This is a genomic window from Mesorhizobium sp. 113-3-9 (assembly GCF_016756515.1).
Classification (GTDB): Bacteria; Pseudomonadota; Alphaproteobacteria; order Rhizobiales; family Rhizobiaceae; genus Mesorhizobium.
Window position 1 is genome coordinate 6,179,537 of the sequence record NZ_AP023246.1, and the last position, 21,693, is coordinate 6,201,229.

The following is a 21,693-nucleotide window of genomic DNA, read 5'->3' on the forward strand; positions in this document are numbered from 1 at the left end:
ATCCGGCCTTTGTCATTCCGCCGCCTTGACGAAGGACGGGTCGATCATCTGCTCAGGCGTCACATCCGCCTGCAGCAGCTTGGCGTTCTTGGCGGCCGCTTCGACATCGGCGAATGTCTTGGTGGTGAAATCGCCGGTCAGCGCGGTCTTGTTTTCGGCGAGCGAGTAATAGCGCACGCCGTCGAAGGCGGTGTTCAGGTCCTTGACGTCGGAACCGACTGCCTTGGCGATGATGGCGCGGCCGCCGGGTGTGTCTGAATTATAGTCCTTGAGCGCGGCGTCCCAGCTCTTGATCATGGCCAGCACCTGACCGGGCCGCGACTTGATCACCTCATCGCGCACCACCAGCACGTCGCTGATCAGGCCGGGATCCTCGCCGGCGGTGAACAACAGCTTGACGTCCTTGTTCTGCGCCATGGCGACAGTGAGGTACGGCTCGTAAGTAACGGAGACCGGCACGCGGCCGGCGATCAAGGCGCCGCCGGCATCGGCGGCCGGCATTGGAACCGGCTGGATATCGGCGACCGACATGCCGTTTTTCGCGAGTGCGTATTTGAGCAGGATATCACTCGTCGTGCCTTCCTCGAAAGCAACCTGCTTGCCCTTGAGGTCGGCGATGGAGGTGACGTCCTTGCCTGCGATGATGGCGTCGGCCGTCATGGAGACATCGAGCAGCAGCACGATCTTCACCGGCAGGCCGGCGGCGACCATGCCCATCGCCGTGTGGGTGGCGATGTTGGCCGCGTCAAGCTGGCCGCTGGCCAAGGCGGCATTGATGTCCTTGTCCTCGGCGAAATTGACGATCTGGACGTCCGACAGGCCGTTTGCCTTGAACAGGCCCTTGGCGTCAGCGACGTGCCACTGGCCATAGCCAAGCCAGGGCTCGATGCCGATCTTGAACGACCCGGCCTCGGGCGTGGTGGGAATGGCCGCATCGGCCGCGTGGGCCACTGGGGCGGCGACGAGCCCGATGGCGGCGGCCATCATGAGCGCGCGAAATTGTCCTGCTAGGTTACGCATCATCTAGTTCCCCTTGATGATCAGACCGCTCTTATACCCAGGCATCCGGTCTGGTGAGACTGTGGGTTTCTGCTCTCGCGGCACTGTGCCCCGGCGTCTTGCCCACCACTTCGTGGTGAAGTGCAAGGATATTTCAGCGTCAGCGGCAGCGGATGTCAAGGCTAAAATACATACATGCATATACAAGTTGGCGTGACTCCATTTTGCCCTGTAATCAGGCGCGTTCGCCAGCCCTTTCAGGATCGATCCGGTCGAGGAAATCGGTGACCCGGTCGGCCCCGGCACCAGGCTCGCTGCCAACCATGACCGCGACCGAAAAGGCAATCAGGGAAGAGACCGGCGTGTGGCTGCGCGCGCCGGCCCGCAGGTTCATGACCAGGGTCGGCGACAGGAAAAGCCCTGCGCGCAGAACCGCGCGCCAATCGGCCGGCAGCATGCCGCGCCGCTTGAGCTCGAGCAGCAAGGGCCGCCACAGGGCGGTTGCCTTGACGTCCAGCAGGTCGCGGCGGACCGGGCTCAGATCCCAGTCCGTGTCGACGTGGAAGAGGTTTCCTTCCAGCCGCGCCCGCGCGCGAAAAACCTCGGTCGCGATGGCCGGATCGTAGAGCCAGAACGGGTGAGCGAAGATGTTGTGGAACGTCGCTTTCACCTCCGCCAGCAGCGTGGGGATGTGCGAACCGGCAAAGGCAGGATCGAAGAAAGACAGTTCCGCCCTCCCCGCTTTCCCGGTGTACCAGACATTGGCGTTGTGGGCATCGCCATGCGCGACCACGCCGCCGGCGTCGGCAAGCCGATCTGGCCGCAGTCGCGCGGCCGCGGCGTCGAAAAGCTCACCGATGCTGCTGGCGTAAGGCCGGCCGTTGATGACGAATTTCAGCCGGGAGAAATGATCCCAGTCCAGTTCCTGGTCTGGAAAGACAAACGGCTTGCAGACATAAAAATCAGCCAGCCGGCCGCCCGGCGACGAGCGTGTACCGGCGTCGATCAGCCGCTCATGAAACAGCCGGTGGATAGGCTCCGCCGCGACCTGCGCGACCGTCACCGGATGCAGCGTCTCGAGATAGACAGCAAGCAGCCTGGCGGACAGGTCGCGCTCGGCAAGAACCGCCTCGCGCCGCTTGCCAGCATCATCCTCGGTATCCAGCGCGAACAGCACATCCGAAAATCTCGGATCCGTGCGGCGGCGATAGACAAGGATCTGCTCGCCGGGCTGGGCGGACATATGGACGGGCTGATCGACCGGCAGGCCGGCACGCGACAGGATTTCGGCCCGGTAGTATTCGCCGGTCATGCCCTCTTCACGTTCTTCCTGATGGAACTTGAAGAAGTAGGCCTGCCCCTCGCTGTCGAAAAAGCCGTTCAACGAATTGAGACTGTATTTGTCGAAATTGATGCGGACATTGCTGGGGCTCATCCCGAACAGATCGGCCAGCAAAGCCATCAGCGCGCGCTGCGCCTCGGCGACATCGTGCTGAGCGAGAGCGCGGATCCGCGCCGTGCGACTCTGCGTCATCGGTCGTCCCTTCCAGCCATTCCGCCCGCAAGGCAGGAAACGGCTCTTATCAATACATGTAAATACATCTGCGCCGAAGGCTTCGTGATCTGCATCCGCTTTCGACGTCAGTTGGTCCTGGAGGGGGAATACCGGCTACCGAGCGAATAGCGGCTGCCGGCATAAGTCAGCTTGCTGATCGTGGCCACGACGGCGCCCGTCCATGTCCTGCGATGCAGGAACAGACAGCAGCTGCCGACATCGATGTTCAGATGCCGCGCCGTCTCGGCGTCGGCGGGGATGGCGGAGATGATATGCTCGACCTCGGTCACCGGAGTTTTCTGCATGAGGTAGTCGTAGGTCGCGGTCTTCGAAAAATCCTGCTTGTCGTAGTCGGGGATCAGGCTCGGATTGACGAAGCGCTCTTCCAGTTGCACCGGCAAATCGTTCTCGAAATTGACGACGACCGAGTGATAGATCGAAACCCGCTTTGGAAACTCGAAGGACAGAGCGAGCTCCTTGGTCGTCATGATGGTTTCCAGCACGAGGACTTCGGAGCGATGCCGATTGCCGCGCTCGACGATTTCGGCCGCGATGTTGTTGATCTCGATCAGCGTCGATTGCGGCCGCGGCGGCGCGATGAAGGTACCCACACCTTGCAGCCGGATCAGGAACCCCGCCGCGGTCAGTTCCCGCAACGCGCGGTGAACCGTCATGCGCGAGACACCAAGCGAAACCACCAGCTCGTTCTCTGACGGCAGCTTGCGATCCTTGCCCCACCGGCCCGTTCCGATATTGGCCAGGATGTAGTCCTTCACCTTCTCGTAAAGGGGGCTCGCCGTATCGGGCAAATCGATCATTTCAAAATCCTTTCCGGCAATTTATCGGAAATCACGCCGGCTCAACAGGTTGCCGCATGCGGATGATTGTTTTCAAGCCGTCGCTCTGCCCCGCCAACAGGCGCTCATAGGCGGCCGGAATGTCGTCGAGACCGATCTCGCGATCGATCAGGGCGAGCAGCGGGTCGCTCAATTCGCCCAGCATCCGCACGGCGTTGGGCAGTTCGTCGGCAAAGGCATGACATCCCAGCAATGCGATCTCGCGTTCGACCAGGAGATTGGGGTCGATGTCGAGACGGCCATGGAAAATGCCGACCATCGCCACAGCGCTGCCGGAATCGAGAACGCCGAGCAACTGGGTGAAAGCGGCGACGCTGCCGGTCGCCTCGACAGCTGCCAGCAGCGGCGCATTGCCGGTAGCTGCCGCAATGGCATCGCGGTCGAGGTCGACGATCCTGGCGCCGGTCACCTTCGCCACGCGGGCGCAGCGCGCCTGGTTGCGGTCGGCGACAAGCACGGCGCCAGGGAAAGTCCGGGACAGCAGCAGCGCGGCGAGACCACCGATCGGCCCGCAGCCGACGACAAGCACGGAGCCTGCCGTCTTGGGCAGGCGCCGCACCGCGTGCAGCGCCACGGCGAGCGGCTCGGCCATGGCGGCGACCCGCTCGTCAAGTGTGGCATCGACAACATGCAGCAGGCGTGCGGGCAGCACCGTCTGTTCGGCGAAGCCACCGTCGCAGACTTCGCCGACGAAACCCAGCGAAGCACAGAGATGGCGCCTGCCGGCACGGCACTGCGCGCAGTCTCCGCACCAGAACCGGGAATCGGCGACCACCCTGTCGCCGACGGCGACGGTGTCGACGCCCTCGCCCAAGGCGATCACCGTGCCGGTCAGTTCATGGCCAGCCGTCGAAGGCGAGCGACTTATCCATTGGCCGGTGCGGAAATTGTGCAGGTCCGACCCGCAAATGCCGGCGGCATCGATGCTGAGTTTCACCCAGCCCGCATCCGGAGTGCCCGGTGCGGTGATACTCTCCACGCGCAGATCGCCGGGTCCATAAAGCCGTGCCGCCTTCATCGCGATCGTCTCCGTTCAGCCGGCGAGGTAGCGGTCGCGGATCTCCGAGACCGCGTTTTCGTGCGAACTGAACCCTTCGTAGCGGGCGAGCCTGCGGGCATGCTTCGCCAGTTCCGGATAGGCGGCCGACGTGACATAGCCGACCGACGAGCGCTTGACGAAATCCGTCACCGAAAGCGGTCCATAGGTACGCGCCCAGCGGCTGGTCGGCAGCACCGCGTTCGGCCCAAGGACGAAGTTGGCAAGGGTCACCGGCGTGTGCGGACCCATGAGGATTTCGGCGGCCTCGGTGATGTGTCCGAGATGCGCGAACGGCTCCTTCGACAGTATTTCCAGATGCTCGGGCGCATAGTCGTTGATGAAGCGATAGCTGTCTTCCAGCGACGCGGTCAGCACGATGCCGCCGCGCTTTCCCGTCAACACCGCGCGTGAGAACTCCACGCGCTGTTCGGTCATCCGCGACCAGTGCTCCGGAAGTGCGGCGAGTGCCGCCTCGGCGACCTTGCGACTGTGCGTCACCAGATAGGCCGAGGAATCCGGCCCGTGCTCGGCTTCGATCAACAGATCGAGCGCGGCAAGGCCACCGTCGACGCTGTCATCAGCGAAGATGATGGCTTCCGACGGGCCGGCCGGAAGACCTGTATTGATGATCGACGACAGCACGCTCTTGGCCGCCACCACCCACGGGCTGCCGGGGCCGACGATCTTGAGCGCCGGCTTGACCGTCTCGGTGCCGTAGGCGACGGCGGCGACGGCTTGGGCACCGCCGCATTTGTAGACAGTGTTCACGCCGGCGAGGCGAGCCGCGACCAGGGTCGCCGCATCCACCGAACCGTCCGCTGTCGGCGGGGTCACGATGGCGATCTGCGGCACGCCGGCAATGACCGCCGGGACCGACGTCATCATCGTCACCGACGGAAAGGCGCCCTTGCCGCGTGGCACGTAGAGCGCGACGGAGGCGATCGGCGTGTAGCGATCGCCGGCATAGGCACCCGGCCGGACTTCCTTGAGCCACATCGTCTCCGGCTTCTGCTCCTCATGAAAATGCCTGATGTTCTCGATGCCGAAGCCGATGCTTTCCACGACATCCTTTTCGACCTTGTCGAAGGCCGCGTCGAACTCGGCTTCCGAGACCTTCAGCCCGCCTTCGGGGACGTTGGCCTTGTCGAGTTCCCTGGCGAAGCGGATCAGCGCGGCGTCACCCTCGTCCTTGACGGCCTGGATGATCGGGCGGACCTTTTCGACGAAGGCCGACAGATCGCTTTCGGCGCGTTTCAGCAGGCCGGCGCGCTGGTCGGCGCCGATGGATGACAAATCGTGGAAGCTGATATCGGACATGGGTATTCCTCTTTGTTGGAACGCAACGTGCCAGCTGGTTACGTCGCGGAAGACATTGATTTCGAACCTGTGGGGAGCAACCTCAGATCGATGCCAGGAACCCGCCATCCACGGGAATGGACTGGCCGGTTATATAGGCCGCCGCATCCGAGGCGAGGAACACGGCAACGCCGTGCAGATCGCCGAGATCACCGAAGCGATGCTGCGGGATCTTGGCGAGCATCGACTTCTGCCATGCCTCGTTGCTGTAGAACACATCGGTCATCGCCGTCCGGAAATAGCCCGGGGCGATGGCGTTGACCCTGATGCCGAGATCGGCCCACTCCGCCGCGAGCGCCCGGGTCATGCCGAGCAAGCCTGACTTCGACGAGCCATAGGGCACGGCGGTCGGAATGCCGACTTCCGACGTCAGCGAGCAGAGATTGATTATGGCGCCGCCACGCCCGGCGTCGCGCATCTGTCGCGCCGCGGCCTGGGCGCAGAAGAACGCCCCCTTGAGATTGGTGTCGACGATCCGATCCCAGAGTGCCTCGTCGACATCGAGCGAGGGCCGGACCTCTTCCATCCCGGCATTGTTGACGAGGATGTCGAGACCGCCAAGCAGGCCGGCGGCCTCGGCGGTGGCTGTCCGGCAGCGGCCGACATCGGTGACATCGAGGGGGACCGCATGCGCCACCCCACCGGCCGCGCGGATCGTCGCCGTCGTCTCCTCGAGGGAAGCCAGGCTGCGCGCGGTGACCGCGACGTCGGCGCCGGCAGCGCTCAATGCCTCGGCGATGCTACGGCCGATGCCGCGGCTGGCGCCGGTGACAAGCGCTTTCCTGCCGGCAAGATCGAACAGAGAAGCATTGCGCATGTGATCCTCCTGGCCGGTGTCGGCTTCCGCTTGCAGGGCGAGACTATCAGATCAAGTTACATATACAAGCATATACAAACCGTTTCGGCTACGCTACTCCTACCAAAAAATTCACCGCACCAGGGCGGCCGCCAGCGACCTGGCGCGCGCCGGGGCATGCTGCGAAACCAATGTTTGAGAACCCGGTCGATGACAGGAGTTTGTCGGCCGACCACAGAGGAGCCCGCTCGTGTCGAAAGCTTCAGACATGGTCCGAACCGAAGTCACGCGCCTGTCGCCTTACAATTCCGGACTGACCATCGCCGAAGTCATGCAGCGATATGCTCCGGCCAGGATCGCCAAGCTGGGCTCGAACGAAAACCCGCTTGGCCCGAGCCCGACGCTCGCCACAATGATGCAGGCCGGCCCCGAGATGCTCCGGCTCTATCCGGATCCGGCCGGGCGCGAGCTGCGCCAGGCCATCGCCGCCAAATATGAATTCGGCGAGGATCAGGTCATCCTCGGCAATGGCTCGGAGGACCTTCTCTCCGTCATCAGCCGTGCTGTGCTGCGCCCCGGCGACGCAGTCGTCACGCTCTATCCGTCGTTCCCGCTGCATGAAGACTATGCGACGCTGATGGGCGCGACCATCCACCGTGTGGCCGTCAACGACGATCTCACGATCAATGTCGACGCCCTGATCGAGGCAGTGCGCGAACGGCCGCGCTTGCTGATGTTCTCGAACCCTATGAACCCCGTCGGAAGTTGGCTGTCCGCTGGCGATCTGTCGAAGGTGCTGGATGCGGTCAGCAGCGAGACGCTGATCGTCATCGACGAAGCCTATGCCGAATATGCGGAAGGCGGTGACTATGCCTCGTCCCTGCCTTACCTCTGCAAACGCGATCGGCCCTGGATCGTGCTGCGGACATTTTCCAAGGCGTTCGGCCTGGCCGGATTACGGATAGGCTTCGGCATCGTCGGCGATCCGGAATTGCGTGCGCTGCTCGACAGGGTGCGCACACCGTTCAACGCCAATGGCGTTGCGCAGGCCGCCGCGCTGGCGGCACTCGCGGATGAGGAACACCTCACCAAGGTCGTGGCGCTGGCCAGGACGGAGAGAACACGCGTCGAGAGTTTCCTCAGGAATAAGGGCCTCGAAGTCGCTCCTTCGCGAGGCAATTTCCTGTTTTTCAACTGCCGGCAAGATGCCTCCGCCTTCGCCGAGGGCCTGCTGCGCGAAGGCGTCATCGTCAAACCGTGGAAGCAGGAAGGTTTTGACAGCTACGTGCGTGTCAGCATCGGCTCGCCAGCGGAGAACGACCACTTCATGGCGGCGCTGTCGCAGCTGTTGTGATTTTCCGAAACCCATGCTGAATTGCCTGGCGCGCACTGGACGCGATGTCCGACGGCCCGCCGTTCATATGGAGTCTTTCGCAGGTGGCGCATCCCCTTTCGCCCGACGGCTTCCGTCCAGCCTCTCGGGCCTGCGTTCTTCCCTGTCACCTTGACGATGCCCGGCATGCTTGAGAGCAACCCACCGAAGAGCCTCTACCGCGAAACGGCAGGCGGCACCGGCGACTACCCTGCCCTTGCCGGCGCGCAGCGGGCAAGGGTCGCGATTGTCGGCGGTGGCTTCACGGGCCTTTCGACCGCCTTGCATCTGGCGGAAGCCGGTGACGATGTGGCTGTGCTCGAGGCCCGAGAGCCGGGCTGGGGCGCGTCTGGCAGGAATGGCGGCCAGGTCAATCCCGGCCTCAAATACGATCCCGACACGATCGAGGCGATGTTCGGCCCTGAGCTTGGGCCACGGATGATCGATTTCTCCTATGGCGCGCCGGATTTCACCTTTGGTCTCATCAGGCGCCTGTCGATCGCCTGCGAGGCGCGGCAGAACGGCACCATACGCGCGGCCATCCGGCCGAAGCCGGAAGCCGCCGTACAGACCACGGCCGCGCAATGCGTGCGGCGGGGAATGCCGGTCGAAACGCTGGACGCACAGGCGATGGCGAGGCGCACCGGGACCGACCGCTACATATCCGGCATGTTCGACGCCCGCGGCGGCGACCTCCATCCCCTGAAATACGCACTTGGCCTGGCAGAAGCCGCGCGGGACGCCGGCGCGCGGATATTCGGCGAGAGCGAAGTCATCTCGCTGCGCAAGGAGGGCGGACGATGGCTCCTCAAAACCGCCAACGGCTCCGTCAGCGCCGAGAAGGTTCTTGTCGCGACCAATGGCTATACCGGGACCCTGTGGCCGGGCCTTGAGCAATCGCTGGTTCCGGTGTTCAGCGCGATCGCGGCGACCGAACCGCTTTCACCGGCGGTGGCGACCCAAATTCTCCCCAACAGGCCTGTCGTCTACGAGGCCGGCAACATCACCGTGTACTACCGCATCGATGCCCAGAACTGTCTTCTCATGGGCGGCCGGGGACCGATGAGGCCCATCGGAGATGCTTCCGCCATCCGCTACCTCACCGATTATGCGATGCGACTTTGGCCAGCGCTTGCCGGGGTTCGCTGGACACATGGCTGGAACGGCCGGGTTGCGATCACCAAGGACCATCTTCTGCACATTCACGAGCCGGAAGACGGCGTCCTGATCTGCCTTGGCTACAATGGCCGCGGCGTCGCCATGGCATCGGCAATGGGTGCTGCCCTGGCGCAGCGCCTACGAGGCAGCGAGATGTCGCCGTTTCCCATGCCGATATCGCCGCTCCAGCCAATCCGGTTTCACCGTTTCTGGCCGCTCGGGGTGAAGGCCGCGATCCTTTCCGGGCGACTGAAGGATCGGTTCGGGATCTGACGCGGTGAGCCCGCACGGACTTATGGCTCACGGGATCGCGAGAAAAACTATGCTTTCAGGTCAGACAATCTTTGGGCATGCCATCTCAGATGGTCGTCCATGAATGTCGAAATGAAGAAATACGAGTGGTCGTAGCCATCCTGCATGCGCAGAGTCAGCGCAATGCCGGCCTTGGCGCAGGCAGCCTCCAGAAGCCAGGGCTTCAGCCCGTCATCGAGAAATCCGTCCGACGTTCCCTGATCGACGAAAAACTCGGGGAAGCGGTGGCCATCCTCGATGAGCAAGGTGGTGTCGTAAGGCCGCCATGATGTCTCGTCCGCGCCGAGATATTTTTCGAAAGCCGGCCGCGACCAGCCGGCGGTGCTCGGCTGCACGATCGGCGCGAAGGCCGAGCAGCTTTTGAAGCGTTCGGGATTTTTGAGCGCGATCGTCAGCGCGCCATGCCCGCCCATCGAGTGGCCAAAGATCGCCTGGCGCGTCATGTCAGCCGGAAATTCCCGCGCGATCAAGGCCGGCAATTCCTCGGTGACATAGGAATACATGCGGTAGTTCCTGGCGTAGGGCTCCTGCGTCGCATCGAGGTAGAAGCCGGCGCCGCCGCCGAACTGCCAATTGTCCTTCTCGTCGGGAATGTCGGCGCCGCGAGGGCTGGTGTCGGGACAGACGACGATCAGGCCAAGCTCGGCGGCCATCCGCCTGTACTCACCCTTGTCCATGACGTTGGCGTGGGTGCAGGTAAGGCCGGAGAGGTACCACACGACAGGACAAGGTTTTTCGCGAGCCTGCGGCGGCACGAAGACGGCGAAAATCATGTCGCAGGAGCAGACATCCGAAGCGTGGGAATAGACGCCCTGCACGCCGCCATGCGACTTGGCCGAGGAGATGGTCTTCATCCGGTCCGACATCTTGTTTCTTCTCCGCCAAACGTCCTTCACGGCCGCCTGTCTACGGCATGGGCCGGGACCGCGGCAACCCTGATGGATTGGACCATGGTTCCCAGGCCAGGCGGCGGCCGAAAATCATCCCCACAAGGGCCAAGCCATTGACCGTCACCCAGTGCAGGTTCGGGCCGTCCGAGCCGTCCGACGTGGTGCGCGTAACGACGCTGACGATGGATGGCTCGAGATCGGCCGAATACTCGAAAGCGATCCTTGCCCAGTTTTCATCGGATGCATTGGATTCGCCGCCACCAGGCCGGGCAAAGCCCAGACGACCCCTCGCCTCAAATAACCGCTTCTTCCAGGAACGGCTCGTTGCGCGCAATGCGCTCGTAGCAGAACGGCGACAGGTCGAGCGTCTGGAAAGACCCGTGAACGATGAGTTCCGAGACCGCACGCCCCACGGCCGGCGACTGTTGCAGCCCATGCCCGGAGAAGCCATTGGCGAACATGAAGTTTTTCACCTCGGGGTGGAAGCCGACGATGCCGTTGTGGTCGAGCATGTTGTATTCGTAATGGCCGGTCCAGCTGGTCTGGACCTTCAGCGCATCGAAGGCGGGAATGCGGTGCCAGAGCGACGGCCAGATATAGTCGTCGAACTCCTCGAAATGCATTTCGAAGTCGTCATAGTCGGCCGGGCCGTCGCCTTGCGGCGTGTTGCCGGTGAGGAAAAGCTCGCCTTCCGGCCGCACGAAGGTGCCGGAGAGGTCGATGACGTTGGGCATGCGGCCGGGGATCGGATTGGCGCTGGCGAAGACGAAGCTGTAGCGCTTGTAGGGCGCGACCGGGATGGACAGGCCGGCCATGGCGGCGACCTGCTGCGCACGCGGGCCGGCGGCGTTGACCAGGGTTCCGCAGGAAATTGTCTCGCCGGTCGCCAGGCGCACCGAGACGACCCGCCCATCGGCGAGGTCCAGTCCGGTCACGGCGTTGTCGATATATTCGACGCCGCTGGCGCGGGCGGCGCGGCGGAATCCGTTGAGCAAGCCCATGGAATCGAACCAGCCCTCTTCGCGCGAGCCCCAGGAGCCGCCGCCGAGATCATCGACGTTCAGCCAGGGGAAACGTTCCTTCAGCGGGCCGGGTTCGAGGAAGACAGTGTGGGCGCCGAGGCTACGCTGCAAATCCACCCTTTCGCGCGCCGCTTCCACGCCTTCAGGGGAGCAACAGTAGAGATAGCCATATTCCTTGAAGCCGAGATCGGGCGCCGGTTCATCCTTGTAGAAGGGCGCCATCCGCTCCGGAAAGCCACGGATGATGTCGATCCCGAACTGGCTGATCTTCACATTGATCGGATTGGAATATTGCTGGCGGATGGCGCTGGTGGAGAGCGCCGTCGACGAAAAGGTGTAGCTCGAGTCGCGCTCGACCACGAGGATCGATGCGCCATTGCCCAGTGCCTGGCTGAGCCAATAGGCCGTCGACGAACCGACAACGGCACCGCCGACGATGACGATGTCGTAGGCGGTGCGCGACGGCACCTTGTAGGGAGGAATTGCCACGATCTGTCTCCGGTCTACTGGTTGAATGAAGCGATCAGCGCATCCGAGCCGCGAGCCAAAAGACCGAGGTCCGAGCCCACGGCAACCATGGTGAAGCCGTCGGCGAGATAGCGGTCGGCATCGGCCTTTGCCGGCGCCAATATGCCACTGGCCTTGCCCGGGGCCTTTGCGGCCTTGCGCACCGAAGCGATCGCCTTCTGTACATGCGCCGCACCCGGATTGCCCATCGAGCCCATATTGGTGGAGAGGTCGCCGGGGCCGACGAAGAGGACGTCCACGCCATCGACGGCCGCGATCTCGGCGGCATTGGCAACACCCAGTTCATCCTCGATCTGCACGGCGAGAAGCTGCTGCTCACGCGCCTTGGCGTGGTAGCCTGCGATGCGGCCGAAGGCGTTGGCGCGGTGACCGACCGAGAAGCCGCGAAACCCACCGGGCGCATAGGTCATGGCGGCAACGATGGCGCGGGCTTGCTCGGCGGTCCGCACATTGGGGATCATCAGGCTGCGCGCGCCGATGTCCAGGGCCTGCTTGATCAGATTGGGATCGTCCGATGGCAACCTGACAACGGCCTCGCTGTCGAAGCCGCCCATGACCTGGAGCTGCGCCATGATGCTGCGCAGATCGTTGGGGCTATGCTCGCCGTCGATCAGGACCCAACCGGCTCCGGAGCCGGCGACGATCTCCGTGGTGAGGGCCGAAGCCAGTGAGCACCAGATACCGATATGAGCCCGGCCAGCCGTCACGGCGGCCTTCAATGTGTTGCGGCGCTCCTGCATTCGCGATCGGTCTCCAGCCAAATAAGATGCATTGAAATTTGTATGATGTCCTATATCATATGGCTGACTTTGACCGCAAGGCCGGTTTGATTGACGGTGTCTGCTTGGGAGTTTTGGACATGAAGATCGGCTTCATCGGGCTTGGCGTCATGGGTGCACCGATGGCGCGCCATCTCGCCGCTGCCGGGCACGAGATCGTGACGGTCCTGAACCGCTCTCCCCTGCCGAGCGACCTGAAGGCATCGGTCGTCGCCTCCCCAGCCGAGGTGGCGCGGCTGTCCGAGATCACAGTCACCATGCTGCCCGATACCCCTGACGTGGAGCGCGTCCTGTTGGGAAAGGACGGCGTCGTCGAGGGACTATCGGCCGGCAAGCTGGTGATCGACATGAGCTCGATCAGCCCGATCGCCACGGCCGGGTTCGCGGCGAAGGTTCGTCAGACCGGAGCCGGCTATCTCGACGCGCCGGTCTCGGGCGGCGAGGTCGGCGCCAAGGCGGCGAGCCTCACCATCATGGTTGGCGGACCGGCCGCTGAATTCGAACGGGCGCTGCCCATCTTCGAGACGCTCGGCAAGAACATCACCTTGATCGGCGAACAGAATGGCGCCGGACAGACCTGCAAGATCGCCAACCAGATCATCGTCGCGCTCAACATCGAGGCCGTGGCCGAAGCGCTTGTCTTCGCCAGCAAGGCCGGCTGTGACCCGGCCAAGGTGCGCAGCGCGCTGATGGGCGGCTTTGCCGCTTCGCGTGTGCTGGACGTGCATGGCGAGCGCATGATCGCCCGCACGTTCGCACCGGGCTTTCGCATCCGGCTGCACCAGAAGGATCTCAATCTCGCGCTCGAAAGCGCCCGCGCGCTTGGCGTGGCCCTGCCGAACACCGCCATGGCGCAGCAGCTGATGAATGCCTGCGCGGCCCGGACAGGCGGCGCGGAAGCCGACCACTCGTCCCTCGTCAAGGGGCTCGAGATGCTGAGCGACCATGAACTGTCAAACGGAAAGGAATAAATCGATGCGCGGAACCGGCAAGGCCGATGTCTTCGTCATGCTGGCCCATCCCGTGGGCCACGCCAAGAGCCCCGGCATGTTCAACGAGATCTTCGAGCAGAAGGGCCTCGACAGCCTGATGGTGCCGCTGAGCTGCCGCCCGGAGGACTTCGAGACCTTCTGGGCTGGCATTACGGCGGCCGAGAACATCCGCGGTGTCATCATCTCGGTGCCGTACAAGGTCGCGGTCTACCACAAATGCTCGGCCGCGCATGACCGCGCGGCGCGGGTGGAGAGCGCCAACTCCGTGCGGCGGCTGCCCGATGGAAGCTGGTATGCCGACAATTTCGACGGCGTCGGCTTCATCGACGGCCTGAAGGCCGGCGGACACCAGATTGCCGGCCGCCGCATCCTCCAGGTCGGCGCCGGCGGCGCCGGCGCCTCGCTGACCTACTGCCTGGCCGAGGAAGGCGCGGCGGAGATCCGGCTGACCGACATCGACAGGGGACGCGCGGAGAAGCTGGCCGCGCTGGTCGGCAAGTCCTTTCCAAAATGCCGTATCGAGGTTGGCCAACCCGATCCGTCCGGCATGGACATGGCGATCAACGCCACGCCTTCCGGGCTGAAGGCCAGCGATCCGCTGCCCATGGATGTGACGAAGCTGACGCCTGACATGACGGTTGTCGACATCATCATGGAACCGGCCGAGACGGCGCTGCTCAAGGCAGCAAAGAAGATCGGCTGCCGCATCCAGCCCGGACGCCCGATGATGGACTTCCAGGTTGAAGCCATGGCCGAATTCTTCGACATCGAGCGCAAGGACCGCGGCCATGGCTGAGACATTGACGGCCGTCGTCATCGGCGGCACTTCCGGCATCGGCCGCGCGATCGCCTTGCGCTTCGCGCAGGACGGTTACCAGGTGGCCGTCGCCGGCCGGGACGCGATCCGGGGCAAGGAGGCGGCCAGCGCCTGCGAGACGGCGGGCGCGCCCCGCGCCTTGTTCGTCCAGACCGATGTCGCCGAAGCCGCCTCGGTGGAGGCGTTGGCGCAGGCCGTCAGCGCTGCGTTCGGCACGCCTGAAGTCGTCGTCAACTGCGCCGGCATCCTGCAGAGCGGCAAGCATGTGCTTGATCAGGATCTGGACGAGGACGAGAAGATGTGGCGGGTGAATTATCGCGGCACGCTGCTGGGATGCCAGGTGTTCGGCCGGCTGATGTCGGCCGTCGAGCGCGGCGCCATCCTCAATGTCGGCTCGCTCGCCTCCTTCGCGCCGCTGTCGCTGCCGGCCTACACGCCTGGAAAGCATGCGGTTCTGGCACTCACCCAGATCCTGGCGGCAGAACTCGGCCCGCACGGCGTCCGCGTGAACGCGGTCGCCCCCGGCTACACGCTTTCCGATGGGCTGAAAGCCAGGATCGCCAAGGGCGAGCGAAACCCCGAAGCGATCCAGGCGACCACGGCGTTGCGCCGCTTCGTCGAGCCGCGCGACGTTGCCGAGGCGGCATTGTTCCTTTGCTCGGATCGCGCGGCATCGATAACCGGCGTCACTCTGCCCGTCGACGCCGGCTGGCTCGTGCAGGCGCCCTACGCGCAATACCTGCAAGGCAATCCCATCCGGCGAACGCCGGCAAACTGACCCAGCCGGCGGATGCCGGCAAACCGACAAGGACAAACCGTGAGCGACATCAAGCGTTTCGACTTCGACACCCGCATCCACCACGGTGTCATCCACAATGGCACGCTCTATCTCACCGGCCAGGTCGCGAGACCGGGCCAGTCCGCCGCCGACCAGATGCGCGAGGTGCTGGGCAAGATCGATGCACTGCTAGCCAAGGCGGGTACGGACAAGACCCGCATCCTGCACGTCCAGATGTGGCTGGATGACGTCAGGGACTTCGACGAGGTCAACACCGTCTGGGATGCCTGGATGCCGAAAGAACATGCGCCGGCGCGCTCTTCCGGCGAAGGACGGATGGCCAAGCCAGGAATGCTGGTCGAGCTGATCGTCACCGCCGCAGTTTGAATGGTCCTGCCGGTTCGGGCATCATCGCGAATCTGGTTAGAGCAGTTCGCAATTCCGGACGGAAAGCCGTTCACACTTTTCCTGGAATTGCTCCAAGGGGAAACTGATGACGAAGCGCAAGCCGCTTTCCACCGTCGTGGCGGAGAGCCTGTCCGAAAAGATCCGTTCCGGACAGCTGCTTCCCGGCGCCCAGTTGCCGACCGAGGCGGAGCTTTGCGCCGAATACGACGTCAGCCGCACGGTGGTGCGGGAAGCAGTAGCGCGGCTGCGCTCCGACGGCATGGTGGTGCCGCAGCAGGGGCGCGGCATGTTCGTCAGCGAGACGCCGGCGCCACGCAATTTCTCGATCCCGGACGAAGCGCTCAGGACCTTGCCGGAAACCATCGCTTTGCTCGAACTGAGGCTGAGTGTCGAAGTGGAGTCCGCCGGGCTCTGCGCGGAACGGCGGACCGACGCGGAGGCGAACGGCATCCGCGCCCTGATGGAGCAGGTCGACGCCCAGCAGGCGGATCCGGCCGTGGTCCAGATCCACTACGACTATGATTTCCACCTGGCGATCGCCAAGGCGGCCCGCAATGAATTCATCCACGGCTTCCTGGCCTATCTCAGGCCCATGATCGTGCCGCGCTTCCAGCTCGGCTACGTGGTCACGCCGGAGCGCAAGGACAGCTACTACACGCGCATCCACAACGAGCACAAAGCCATCGTCGACGCCATCGAAAGGCAAGACGGTCGCGCCGCGCGCCAAGCCATGCGCAAGCACCTGCACAACAGCCTCGGGCGCGTGCGCGCGCTGGCCCGGGCTTCCGGCGTCGAGGCAATCGAGGCGGAGCAAAAGGCGGCAGCGGCCTCTCTGTTCACCGATATGAAAAGGCCCTCTCCGGCCGGCGGATAGTGCCCAGTGATGTTGATCGCCCAGGCATTCGCCGGGATTCAGATTGGCCACGCATTGCGAAAGCCATGTTTTTGCTCGGCTGGCTGACCGAAACCGTTTTCAATAGGCAGTGAATGTTGCTTTCCCGCCGTTTTCCCGGATTTTCAGCCTCCTCGCCGGGCTGACCGTCTGTCCAGTTTTCGGGCAAGAAAAAAGGATTCGAAAGTTTATCTTTCCTTTTTGCTGGTTTTCTTGGTTTCGCGGCGCCGGCCAGCGCCGCACACTGAAATCCAGGCAAACGGGGAAGCCCACGTGACGACAGCCTTCATCACCGGAGCGACGAGCGGCATAGGACGGGCCATGGCGATCGCGTTGAGCGATGCCGGTTATGACGTCTATGCGGTCGGGCGCAGCCAGGCCGCGCTCAAGGAAATGCAGGCCGAGCGGCCGGGCATCGTGCCGATCGCCGTCGACGTCACCGATCGCGAGGCGCTGGAGGCGGTCCTGGCGGATCTCACGATTGATGTGCTGATCAACAATGCCGGAATCATGCCGCCACTCGGCAATTTCGCCGACATGAAGATATCGGACATCGACACCACGCTGGAGGTGAACCTCAGCGCCGCGATCCTGCTCACCCGCCTCGTCGTCCCGCAGATGCGCGAGCGGCAGTCTGGCCACATCCTGTTCACCGGCTCCACGGCGGGCCACGCGGCCTATTCCAACATTGCCGTCTATTCAGCCACCAAGGCGGCGATATCAGGCTTTGCCGCCGCGTTGCGCGCCGACCTCTCCCCATCAGGCATACGCGTCACCGAGATCGTCGCCGGCCGTGTCGAGACACAGCTCTACCAGGACATCCTCGACGCCAAGGCGCGCGCCGCCATGTACGCCAGCAAAGTCGTGCAGCCGGAAGACGTGGCCAGGATGGTCGTCGGTGTGCTTGCGCTCCCCGCATGGGCCGACGTTACCCGTTTCGACATCATGCCGACCTGGCCAACCTCGCCAAGCGGCACGAAGTAAGGAAGACTGGAATGAAGGATCTTTCCGTTCTGATCGTTGGCGGCGGCGCCGGCCTCGGCGCACTCCTGGCCGAGATGGCCGTGGGGGCCGGGGCGGCAAAGATCGGCATCATCGACATCAATCACGAAGCTGCCCAATCCGCGCTCGCGCCGGCGAGGGCCAAGGGCTTGCCGACCGCGACCGCTGCCTGCGACATCCAGGTCGGCCCTCAGTGCCATGCGGCCTTCGACGCCATCGTCTCAAAGCTCGGGCGCGTCGACACGCTGATCAATTGCGCCGCCATCTACCCGCGCCGCCCGCTCTTGGAAATCAGTGACGCCGATTGGGATGCCTCCAACGGCATCAACATCAAGGGCACCTATCACATGATGGTGGCGGCGGTTCGCCATATGCAATCGCAGGAGCCGAAGGCGCATGTCCGCGGCCGCATCGTCAACCTGACCTCCGTCGACGCCTTCAAGGCGCATCCTCAGAACGCCCACTACGCGGCAACCAAGGCCGCCGTCGTCAGCCTGACGCGATCCTTTGCCCATCACGTGGCGAAGGACGGGATCCTGGTGAATTCGGTGGCACCGGCCGGCATGGCAACGGAGCGGGCGAAAGCGCTCGGCTTCCTGGAGGAACTGGCCAAGGCAAGCCCGCTCGGCCGTGGCGCCGAGCCGACAGAAATCGCCGAATGGGTGCTCATGACGGGCGGCCCGAAGAACACCTACATGACCGGTGAAAACGTAATTGTTTCAGGTGGTTATATCTACGCCTGAGGCGGTTTTCCGCGACCGGCGACTGGAATATGGCAGTGCATGATCAACGGAGCCTCGAGCGGAAGGAACGGAATTTTCGATGACCGGCAAGCTGCGCCTTCCCTCGCTGAATGCTCTTCGCGTCTTCCACGCCGTTGCGCAGCACAGGAGTTTTCGGCAGGCCGCGGATGAATTGCTGGTCACGCCGCAAGCGGTCGGCCAACAGATCAAGCTGCTGGAAGACACACTTCAAGTGACGCTGTTCGAGCGCAAGGGCCGGTCGATCGAACTGACCGAGTCCGCCATCCTTCTCTCGCATTACGTCAAGGCCGGCTTCGACGAGTTCTCGGAAGGTGTGCGCCGCGTCACCAAATCGAACTACCGCGACCGCATCAACCTCAATGCGAGCCCGTATTTCGCCACGCACTATCTGCTGCCCCGGCTTTCGCTGTTCCGGGAAATCCTGCCGGGCGCGGATCTGCGGCTGACGACGATGGTCGACCTGCCCGATTTCGGCCGCGACGACATCGATATGACCGTGCAGTGGGGTTACGGCAACTGGCCGGACTATGAAACCACGCTGCTGGTGCCGGACCCGAAGATCATCTGCTGCACGCCGGCGATCGGCGAAAAGATCAAGTCGGCGCATGACCTGACGAAGTTCACGCTGCTCGACACCGTCAAGTCGAAGCGCCTGTGGCCGGACATATTGCGCCACCTTGGCGTCGAGCTGACGGATGGCGACCGCAGCATCAGCTTCGACGATGCGGCGACCATGCGCCGGGCAACCCTGCAAGGCATTGGCGTGGGCCTGGTTTCCGTCATCGACGCCGAGGAAGATTTCCGGGCGGGCACGCTGGTCGCGCCGATCGGCCGCGACGCCATCGCCGATATGAGGCCGGAGGAAGTCCCCGGCTTCTTCCTTGTCGTCCCGCGCGGGCACCTGCGCGTGAAGGCCGTGGCTGCCCTGCATCGATGGCTGGCCCAGCAGGATTGGCGAAGCGACCTCACGATCCCCTTGCCGAAACCGACCCCGCTTTCCGACTAGGAAGCGGCTTCGAGACCGAGCCTCGTAAAGTTTCTTTCGGGGCTCCAACAACAAGAAACGGAACAACCTCAACAGTGGAGACAACATCATGAAGACGATGAAATGGGGGGCTGCGGCCCTGGCCCTTGGCCTCGTGCATTTTTCGGCGCCGGCGCAAGCCGCCGGCGGCAAGACGCTCGAGACGGTCAAGGCACGCGGCGGGCTGAACTGCACCGGCCATGACGGTTCCTATCTCGGCTTCGCCGAGGTGGACGACAAGGGCAACTGGAAGGGCATGGACATCGATCTCTGCAAGGCAGTGGCCACGGCGGTGTTCGGCGATCCGGCAAAGCTGAAGGTCGTTCCGATCAGCTGGGCGCAGCGCTGGCCGGCTTTGCAGTCGGGTGATGTCGACATCATCATCAAGGCGTCGGGCGGCACGCTCAGCCGCGACACGGAACTCGGTCTGCAGTTTTCCATGTCCTACTACCTTGGCACGACCAAGGTGATGGCGCACAAGGAACTCAATCTGAAGTCGCTCAAGGATGCCGCGGGCGGCACGATCTGCATTCCCGCCGGCACCTCGCAGGAGCAGCAGGTCGCGGCCTATACGGCCAAGCTGGGCATCAAGCTCGAGCCCGTGCTCATCGAAAAGACCGAGGAGCTCGAACAGGCCTACTTCTCGGGACGCTGCGATCTCTATGCGCAGTGGGGTCCGACGCTTGCCATTGCACGCATCGCCAAGGGCAAGGTCGAAGACCATGTCATCCTGCCCGACGTGCTGGCGGTCGAGCCTGAAGTGATGATCATGCGGCAAGGCGACGACAATTGGGTCGATATCGCCAACTGGACGCTGAGCACCCTGATCTTCGCCGAACAGGAAGGCATCACCTCCAAGAATGTCGATGAGATCAAGGCCAAGCCGACCTCGCCGCAGGTGGCCAAGTTCCTCGGCGTGACGCCGGGCATGGGCAAGGGCCTCGGACTCTCCGATGACTGGGCCTACAAGGTGATCAAGAATGTCGGCAATTACGGCGAAATCTTCGAACGCGATCTCGGCAAGGATTCGCCCTACAAGATGGATCGCGAACTGACCAATTTGTGGAGCAATGGCGGTGTCCTGTTCCCGCTGGTCATCGACTGATCCGGTCTGAACGCATCCTGCTTCAGGCTCCGCCCGGCCTCTGCCGGGCGGAGCCTGCGGCAATTTCGAGAAAGATTGGTCAATGAGCAGCCTGCTGAGGAATCAGAAGGTCCGCAACACGCTGTTGCAGGTTCTCTATGTCGGCTCGATCGCAGCGCTGGTGCTTGCCGGCGTGGTGATCGCGCGACGGAATCTGGCCGAGCAAGGGATCACCTCCGGCTTCGACTTCCTGTTCAAGTCGACAGGCTGGGACGTGAACTTTACACTGCTGCCCGCCACGGCCAATGACCCCTATTGGTGGTTCTTCCTCATCGGCATCACCAACACGCTGTTCCTGGGGACCGTCGGCCTGGTGCTGGCGACGATAGTCGGCACGATCGTCGGCCTGGCGCGAACCTCCTCCAACGAATTGGCGCAACTGCTCGGCCGCACCTATGTCGACATCTTCCGCAACATCCCGCTCATCCTCCAGGTCTTCTTCTGGTACGCGCTGATCACGCATTTGCCGACGCCGCGTGCCGCGCACGAGGCCTGGGGCTTTCTGCTCACCAGCCGGGGACTCTATATCCCGTTCCCGAATGTCGGCGGCGTGGCAATGGCACTGGCCCTGTTTGCCTTGATCGCGGCAATAACGCTGCCGATCTGGCTGGGCAGGACGTCACGGCTCAGCCAACCCGTTGGCGGGCGGCACGCCATCCAGTTCGCCGGCACGGCGGCGGCACTTGCCTGTGCCGCGATCATTCTGGCGATCGGCCGCCTGCCCGACGCGCCGTTCATCGACTTTCCGGCACTGCAGGGCCTGAACCTCAGGGGCGGCCTGCGCATTCCGCCGGAGTTTTCCGCGCTCGCCATCGCCATCGCGATCTATGGCGGCTCCTACATCGCCGAGATTGTGCGCGGTGGTTTCAAATCTGTCGGCAAGGGTCAGATGGAGGCGGCGCTCTCGCTGGGCCTGAGCCCGTGGCGGGTGTTCACGCTGGTGCGGCTGCCGCTGGCGTTGCGCGCCATGCTGCCGATCCTTGCCAACCAGTATGTCTGGCTGATGAAGGCCACCACCATGGGCATCGCGGTCGGCTTCACGGATTTCTTCATGATCGTGGCGCTGACGATCAATCACTCCGGCCAGACCCTCGAGGTGATCGGCATCCTGATGGCGGGCTTCCTTGCCATCAATCTCTCGCTGGCCGCCCTGTTCAACCGCCTCAACAAGGCCATTGCCCTCAAGGGCAATCAGTTGAGGGGCTGAGC

At 63.6% G+C, this 21,693-nt stretch carries 21 protein-coding genes; 12 read left to right on the forward strand and 9 right to left on the reverse strand.

The annotated features are described in order from the left end of the window. Positions 1-12: 12 nt before the first annotated feature. From MesoLj_RS30145 to MesoLj_RS30170, 6 genes are all read right to left on the reverse strand, one after another. The gene (locus MesoLj_RS30145; protein ID WP_202327526.1) at positions 13-1,020 is read right to left on the reverse strand and encodes an ABC transporter substrate-binding protein; all 1,008 of its coding nucleotides are present in this window, start codon (positions 1,018-1,020) and stop codon (positions 13-15) included. A 214-nt stretch (positions 1,021-1,234) separates the two neighbouring features. Further along, a complete protein-coding gene (locus tag MesoLj_RS30150; RefSeq protein ID WP_202323590.1) occupies positions 1,235-2,533 on the reverse strand; it encodes a hypothetical protein in 1,299 nt (432 codons plus the stop codon). 107 nt (positions 2,534-2,640) lie between these two features. Continuing rightward, complete coding sequence (gene hutC, locus MesoLj_RS30155; protein ID WP_202323591.1) at positions 2,641-3,372, reverse strand: histidine utilization repressor; 732 nt, start codon at positions 3,370-3,372, stop codon at positions 2,641-2,643. A gap of 31 nt (positions 3,373-3,403) precedes the next feature. After that, complete coding sequence (locus tag MesoLj_RS30160; protein WP_202323592.1) at positions 3,404-4,429, reverse strand: zinc-dependent alcohol dehydrogenase; 1,026 nt, start codon at positions 4,427-4,429, stop codon at positions 3,404-3,406. Between the two features lie 15 nt (positions 4,430-4,444). Next, positions 4,445-5,767: a histidinol dehydrogenase gene (hisD, locus tag MesoLj_RS30165; RefSeq protein ID WP_202323593.1), complete on the reverse strand. Its 1,323-nt coding sequence runs from the start codon at positions 5,765-5,767 to the stop codon at positions 4,445-4,447. 82 nt (positions 5,768-5,849) lie between these two features. Next, a complete protein-coding gene (locus MesoLj_RS30170) occupies positions 5,850-6,623 on the reverse strand; it encodes an SDR family NAD(P)-dependent oxidoreductase (RefSeq protein ID WP_202323594.1) in 774 nt (257 codons plus the stop codon). Between the two features lie 229 nt (positions 6,624-6,852). Here MesoLj_RS30170 and MesoLj_RS30175 point away from each other — a divergent pair, with 229 nt between their 5' ends. Together MesoLj_RS30175 and MesoLj_RS30180 are read left to right on the forward strand one after the other, a co-directional pair. Continuing rightward, positions 6,853-7,956, forward strand: coding sequence for a histidinol-phosphate transaminase (locus tag MesoLj_RS30175; RefSeq protein WP_274609140.1), 1,104 nt, complete (start codon positions 6,853-6,855; stop codon positions 7,954-7,956). Positions 7,957-8,121: 165 nt separating this feature from the next. Further along, positions 8,122-9,405 carry an NAD(P)/FAD-dependent oxidoreductase gene (locus tag MesoLj_RS30180; RefSeq protein WP_202323595.1) on the forward strand — a complete coding sequence of 428 codons (1,284 nt, stop codon included), beginning with the start codon at positions 8,122-8,124 and terminating at the stop codon, positions 9,403-9,405. A gap of 47 nt (positions 9,406-9,452) precedes the next feature. Here the strand turns inward: MesoLj_RS30180 and fghA are convergent, their stop codons facing one another. From fghA to MesoLj_RS30195, 3 genes are all read right to left on the reverse strand, one after another. Beyond that, entirely contained in the window at positions 9,453-10,310 is an 858-nt protein-coding gene (fghA, locus tag MesoLj_RS30185) for an S-formylglutathione hydrolase (RefSeq protein ID WP_140769505.1), read from the reverse strand. 317 nt (positions 10,311-10,627) lie between these two features. Next, the gene (locus tag MesoLj_RS30190) at positions 10,628-11,845 is read right to left on the reverse strand and encodes an NAD(P)/FAD-dependent oxidoreductase (protein ID WP_202323596.1); all 1,218 of its coding nucleotides are present in this window, start codon (positions 11,843-11,845) and stop codon (positions 10,628-10,630) included. A gap of 14 nt (positions 11,846-11,859) precedes the next feature. After that, a complete protein-coding gene (locus MesoLj_RS30195) occupies positions 11,860-12,624 on the reverse strand; it encodes an HpcH/HpaI aldolase family protein (RefSeq protein ID WP_202323597.1) in 765 nt (254 codons plus the stop codon). Between the two features lie 119 nt (positions 12,625-12,743). Here MesoLj_RS30195 and MesoLj_RS30200 point away from each other — a divergent pair, with 119 nt between their 5' ends. The 10 genes from MesoLj_RS30200 (at position 12,744) to MesoLj_RS30245 (ending at position 21,691) form a co-directional block, all read left to right on the forward strand. Further along, complete coding sequence (locus tag MesoLj_RS30200) at positions 12,744-13,634, forward strand: 2-hydroxy-3-oxopropionate reductase (protein ID WP_202323598.1); 891 nt, start codon at positions 12,744-12,746, stop codon at positions 13,632-13,634. A 4-nt stretch (positions 13,635-13,638) separates the two neighbouring features. Then, entirely contained in the window at positions 13,639-14,451 is an 813-nt protein-coding gene (locus MesoLj_RS30205) for a shikimate dehydrogenase family protein (protein WP_202323599.1), read from the forward strand. Further along, positions 14,444-15,250, forward strand: a complete 807-nt coding sequence (locus MesoLj_RS30210; RefSeq protein WP_202323600.1) for an SDR family NAD(P)-dependent oxidoreductase — start codon at positions 14,444-14,446, stop codon at positions 15,248-15,250. The genes MesoLj_RS30205 and MesoLj_RS30210 overlap by 8 nt, the downstream gene beginning before the upstream one ends. Before the next feature lie 12 nt (positions 15,251-15,262). Further along, entirely contained in the window at positions 15,263-15,637 is a 375-nt protein-coding gene (locus MesoLj_RS30215) for a RidA family protein (RefSeq protein WP_202323601.1), read from the forward strand. A 106-nt stretch (positions 15,638-15,743) separates the two neighbouring features. After that, complete coding sequence (locus tag MesoLj_RS30220; protein ID WP_140769517.1) at positions 15,744-16,532, forward strand: FadR/GntR family transcriptional regulator; 789 nt, start codon at positions 15,744-15,746, stop codon at positions 16,530-16,532. A 291-nt stretch (positions 16,533-16,823) separates the two neighbouring features. Beyond that, positions 16,824-17,534, forward strand: coding sequence for an SDR family oxidoreductase (locus MesoLj_RS30225; protein ID WP_202323602.1), 711 nt, complete (start codon positions 16,824-16,826; stop codon positions 17,532-17,534). Between the two features lie 11 nt (positions 17,535-17,545). Then, a complete protein-coding gene (locus tag MesoLj_RS30230; protein WP_202323603.1) occupies positions 17,546-18,295 on the forward strand; it encodes an SDR family NAD(P)-dependent oxidoreductase in 750 nt (249 codons plus the stop codon). Positions 18,296-18,374: 79 nt separating this feature from the next. Further along, positions 18,375-19,322 (forward strand): LysR substrate-binding domain-containing protein, encoded by a 948-nt coding sequence (locus tag MesoLj_RS30235; RefSeq protein WP_172351683.1) that lies wholly within the window; start codon positions 18,375-18,377, stop codon positions 19,320-19,322. Between the two features lie 88 nt (positions 19,323-19,410). Continuing rightward, positions 19,411-20,445 carry an amino acid ABC transporter substrate-binding protein gene (locus MesoLj_RS30240; protein WP_202323604.1) on the forward strand — a complete coding sequence of 345 codons (1,035 nt, stop codon included), beginning with the start codon at positions 19,411-19,413 and terminating at the stop codon, positions 20,443-20,445. 82 nt (positions 20,446-20,527) lie between these two features. Further along, complete coding sequence (locus MesoLj_RS30245) at positions 20,528-21,691, forward strand: ABC transporter permease subunit (RefSeq protein WP_202323605.1); 1,164 nt, start codon at positions 20,528-20,530, stop codon at positions 21,689-21,691. Positions 21,692-21,693: the final 2 nt, after the last annotated feature.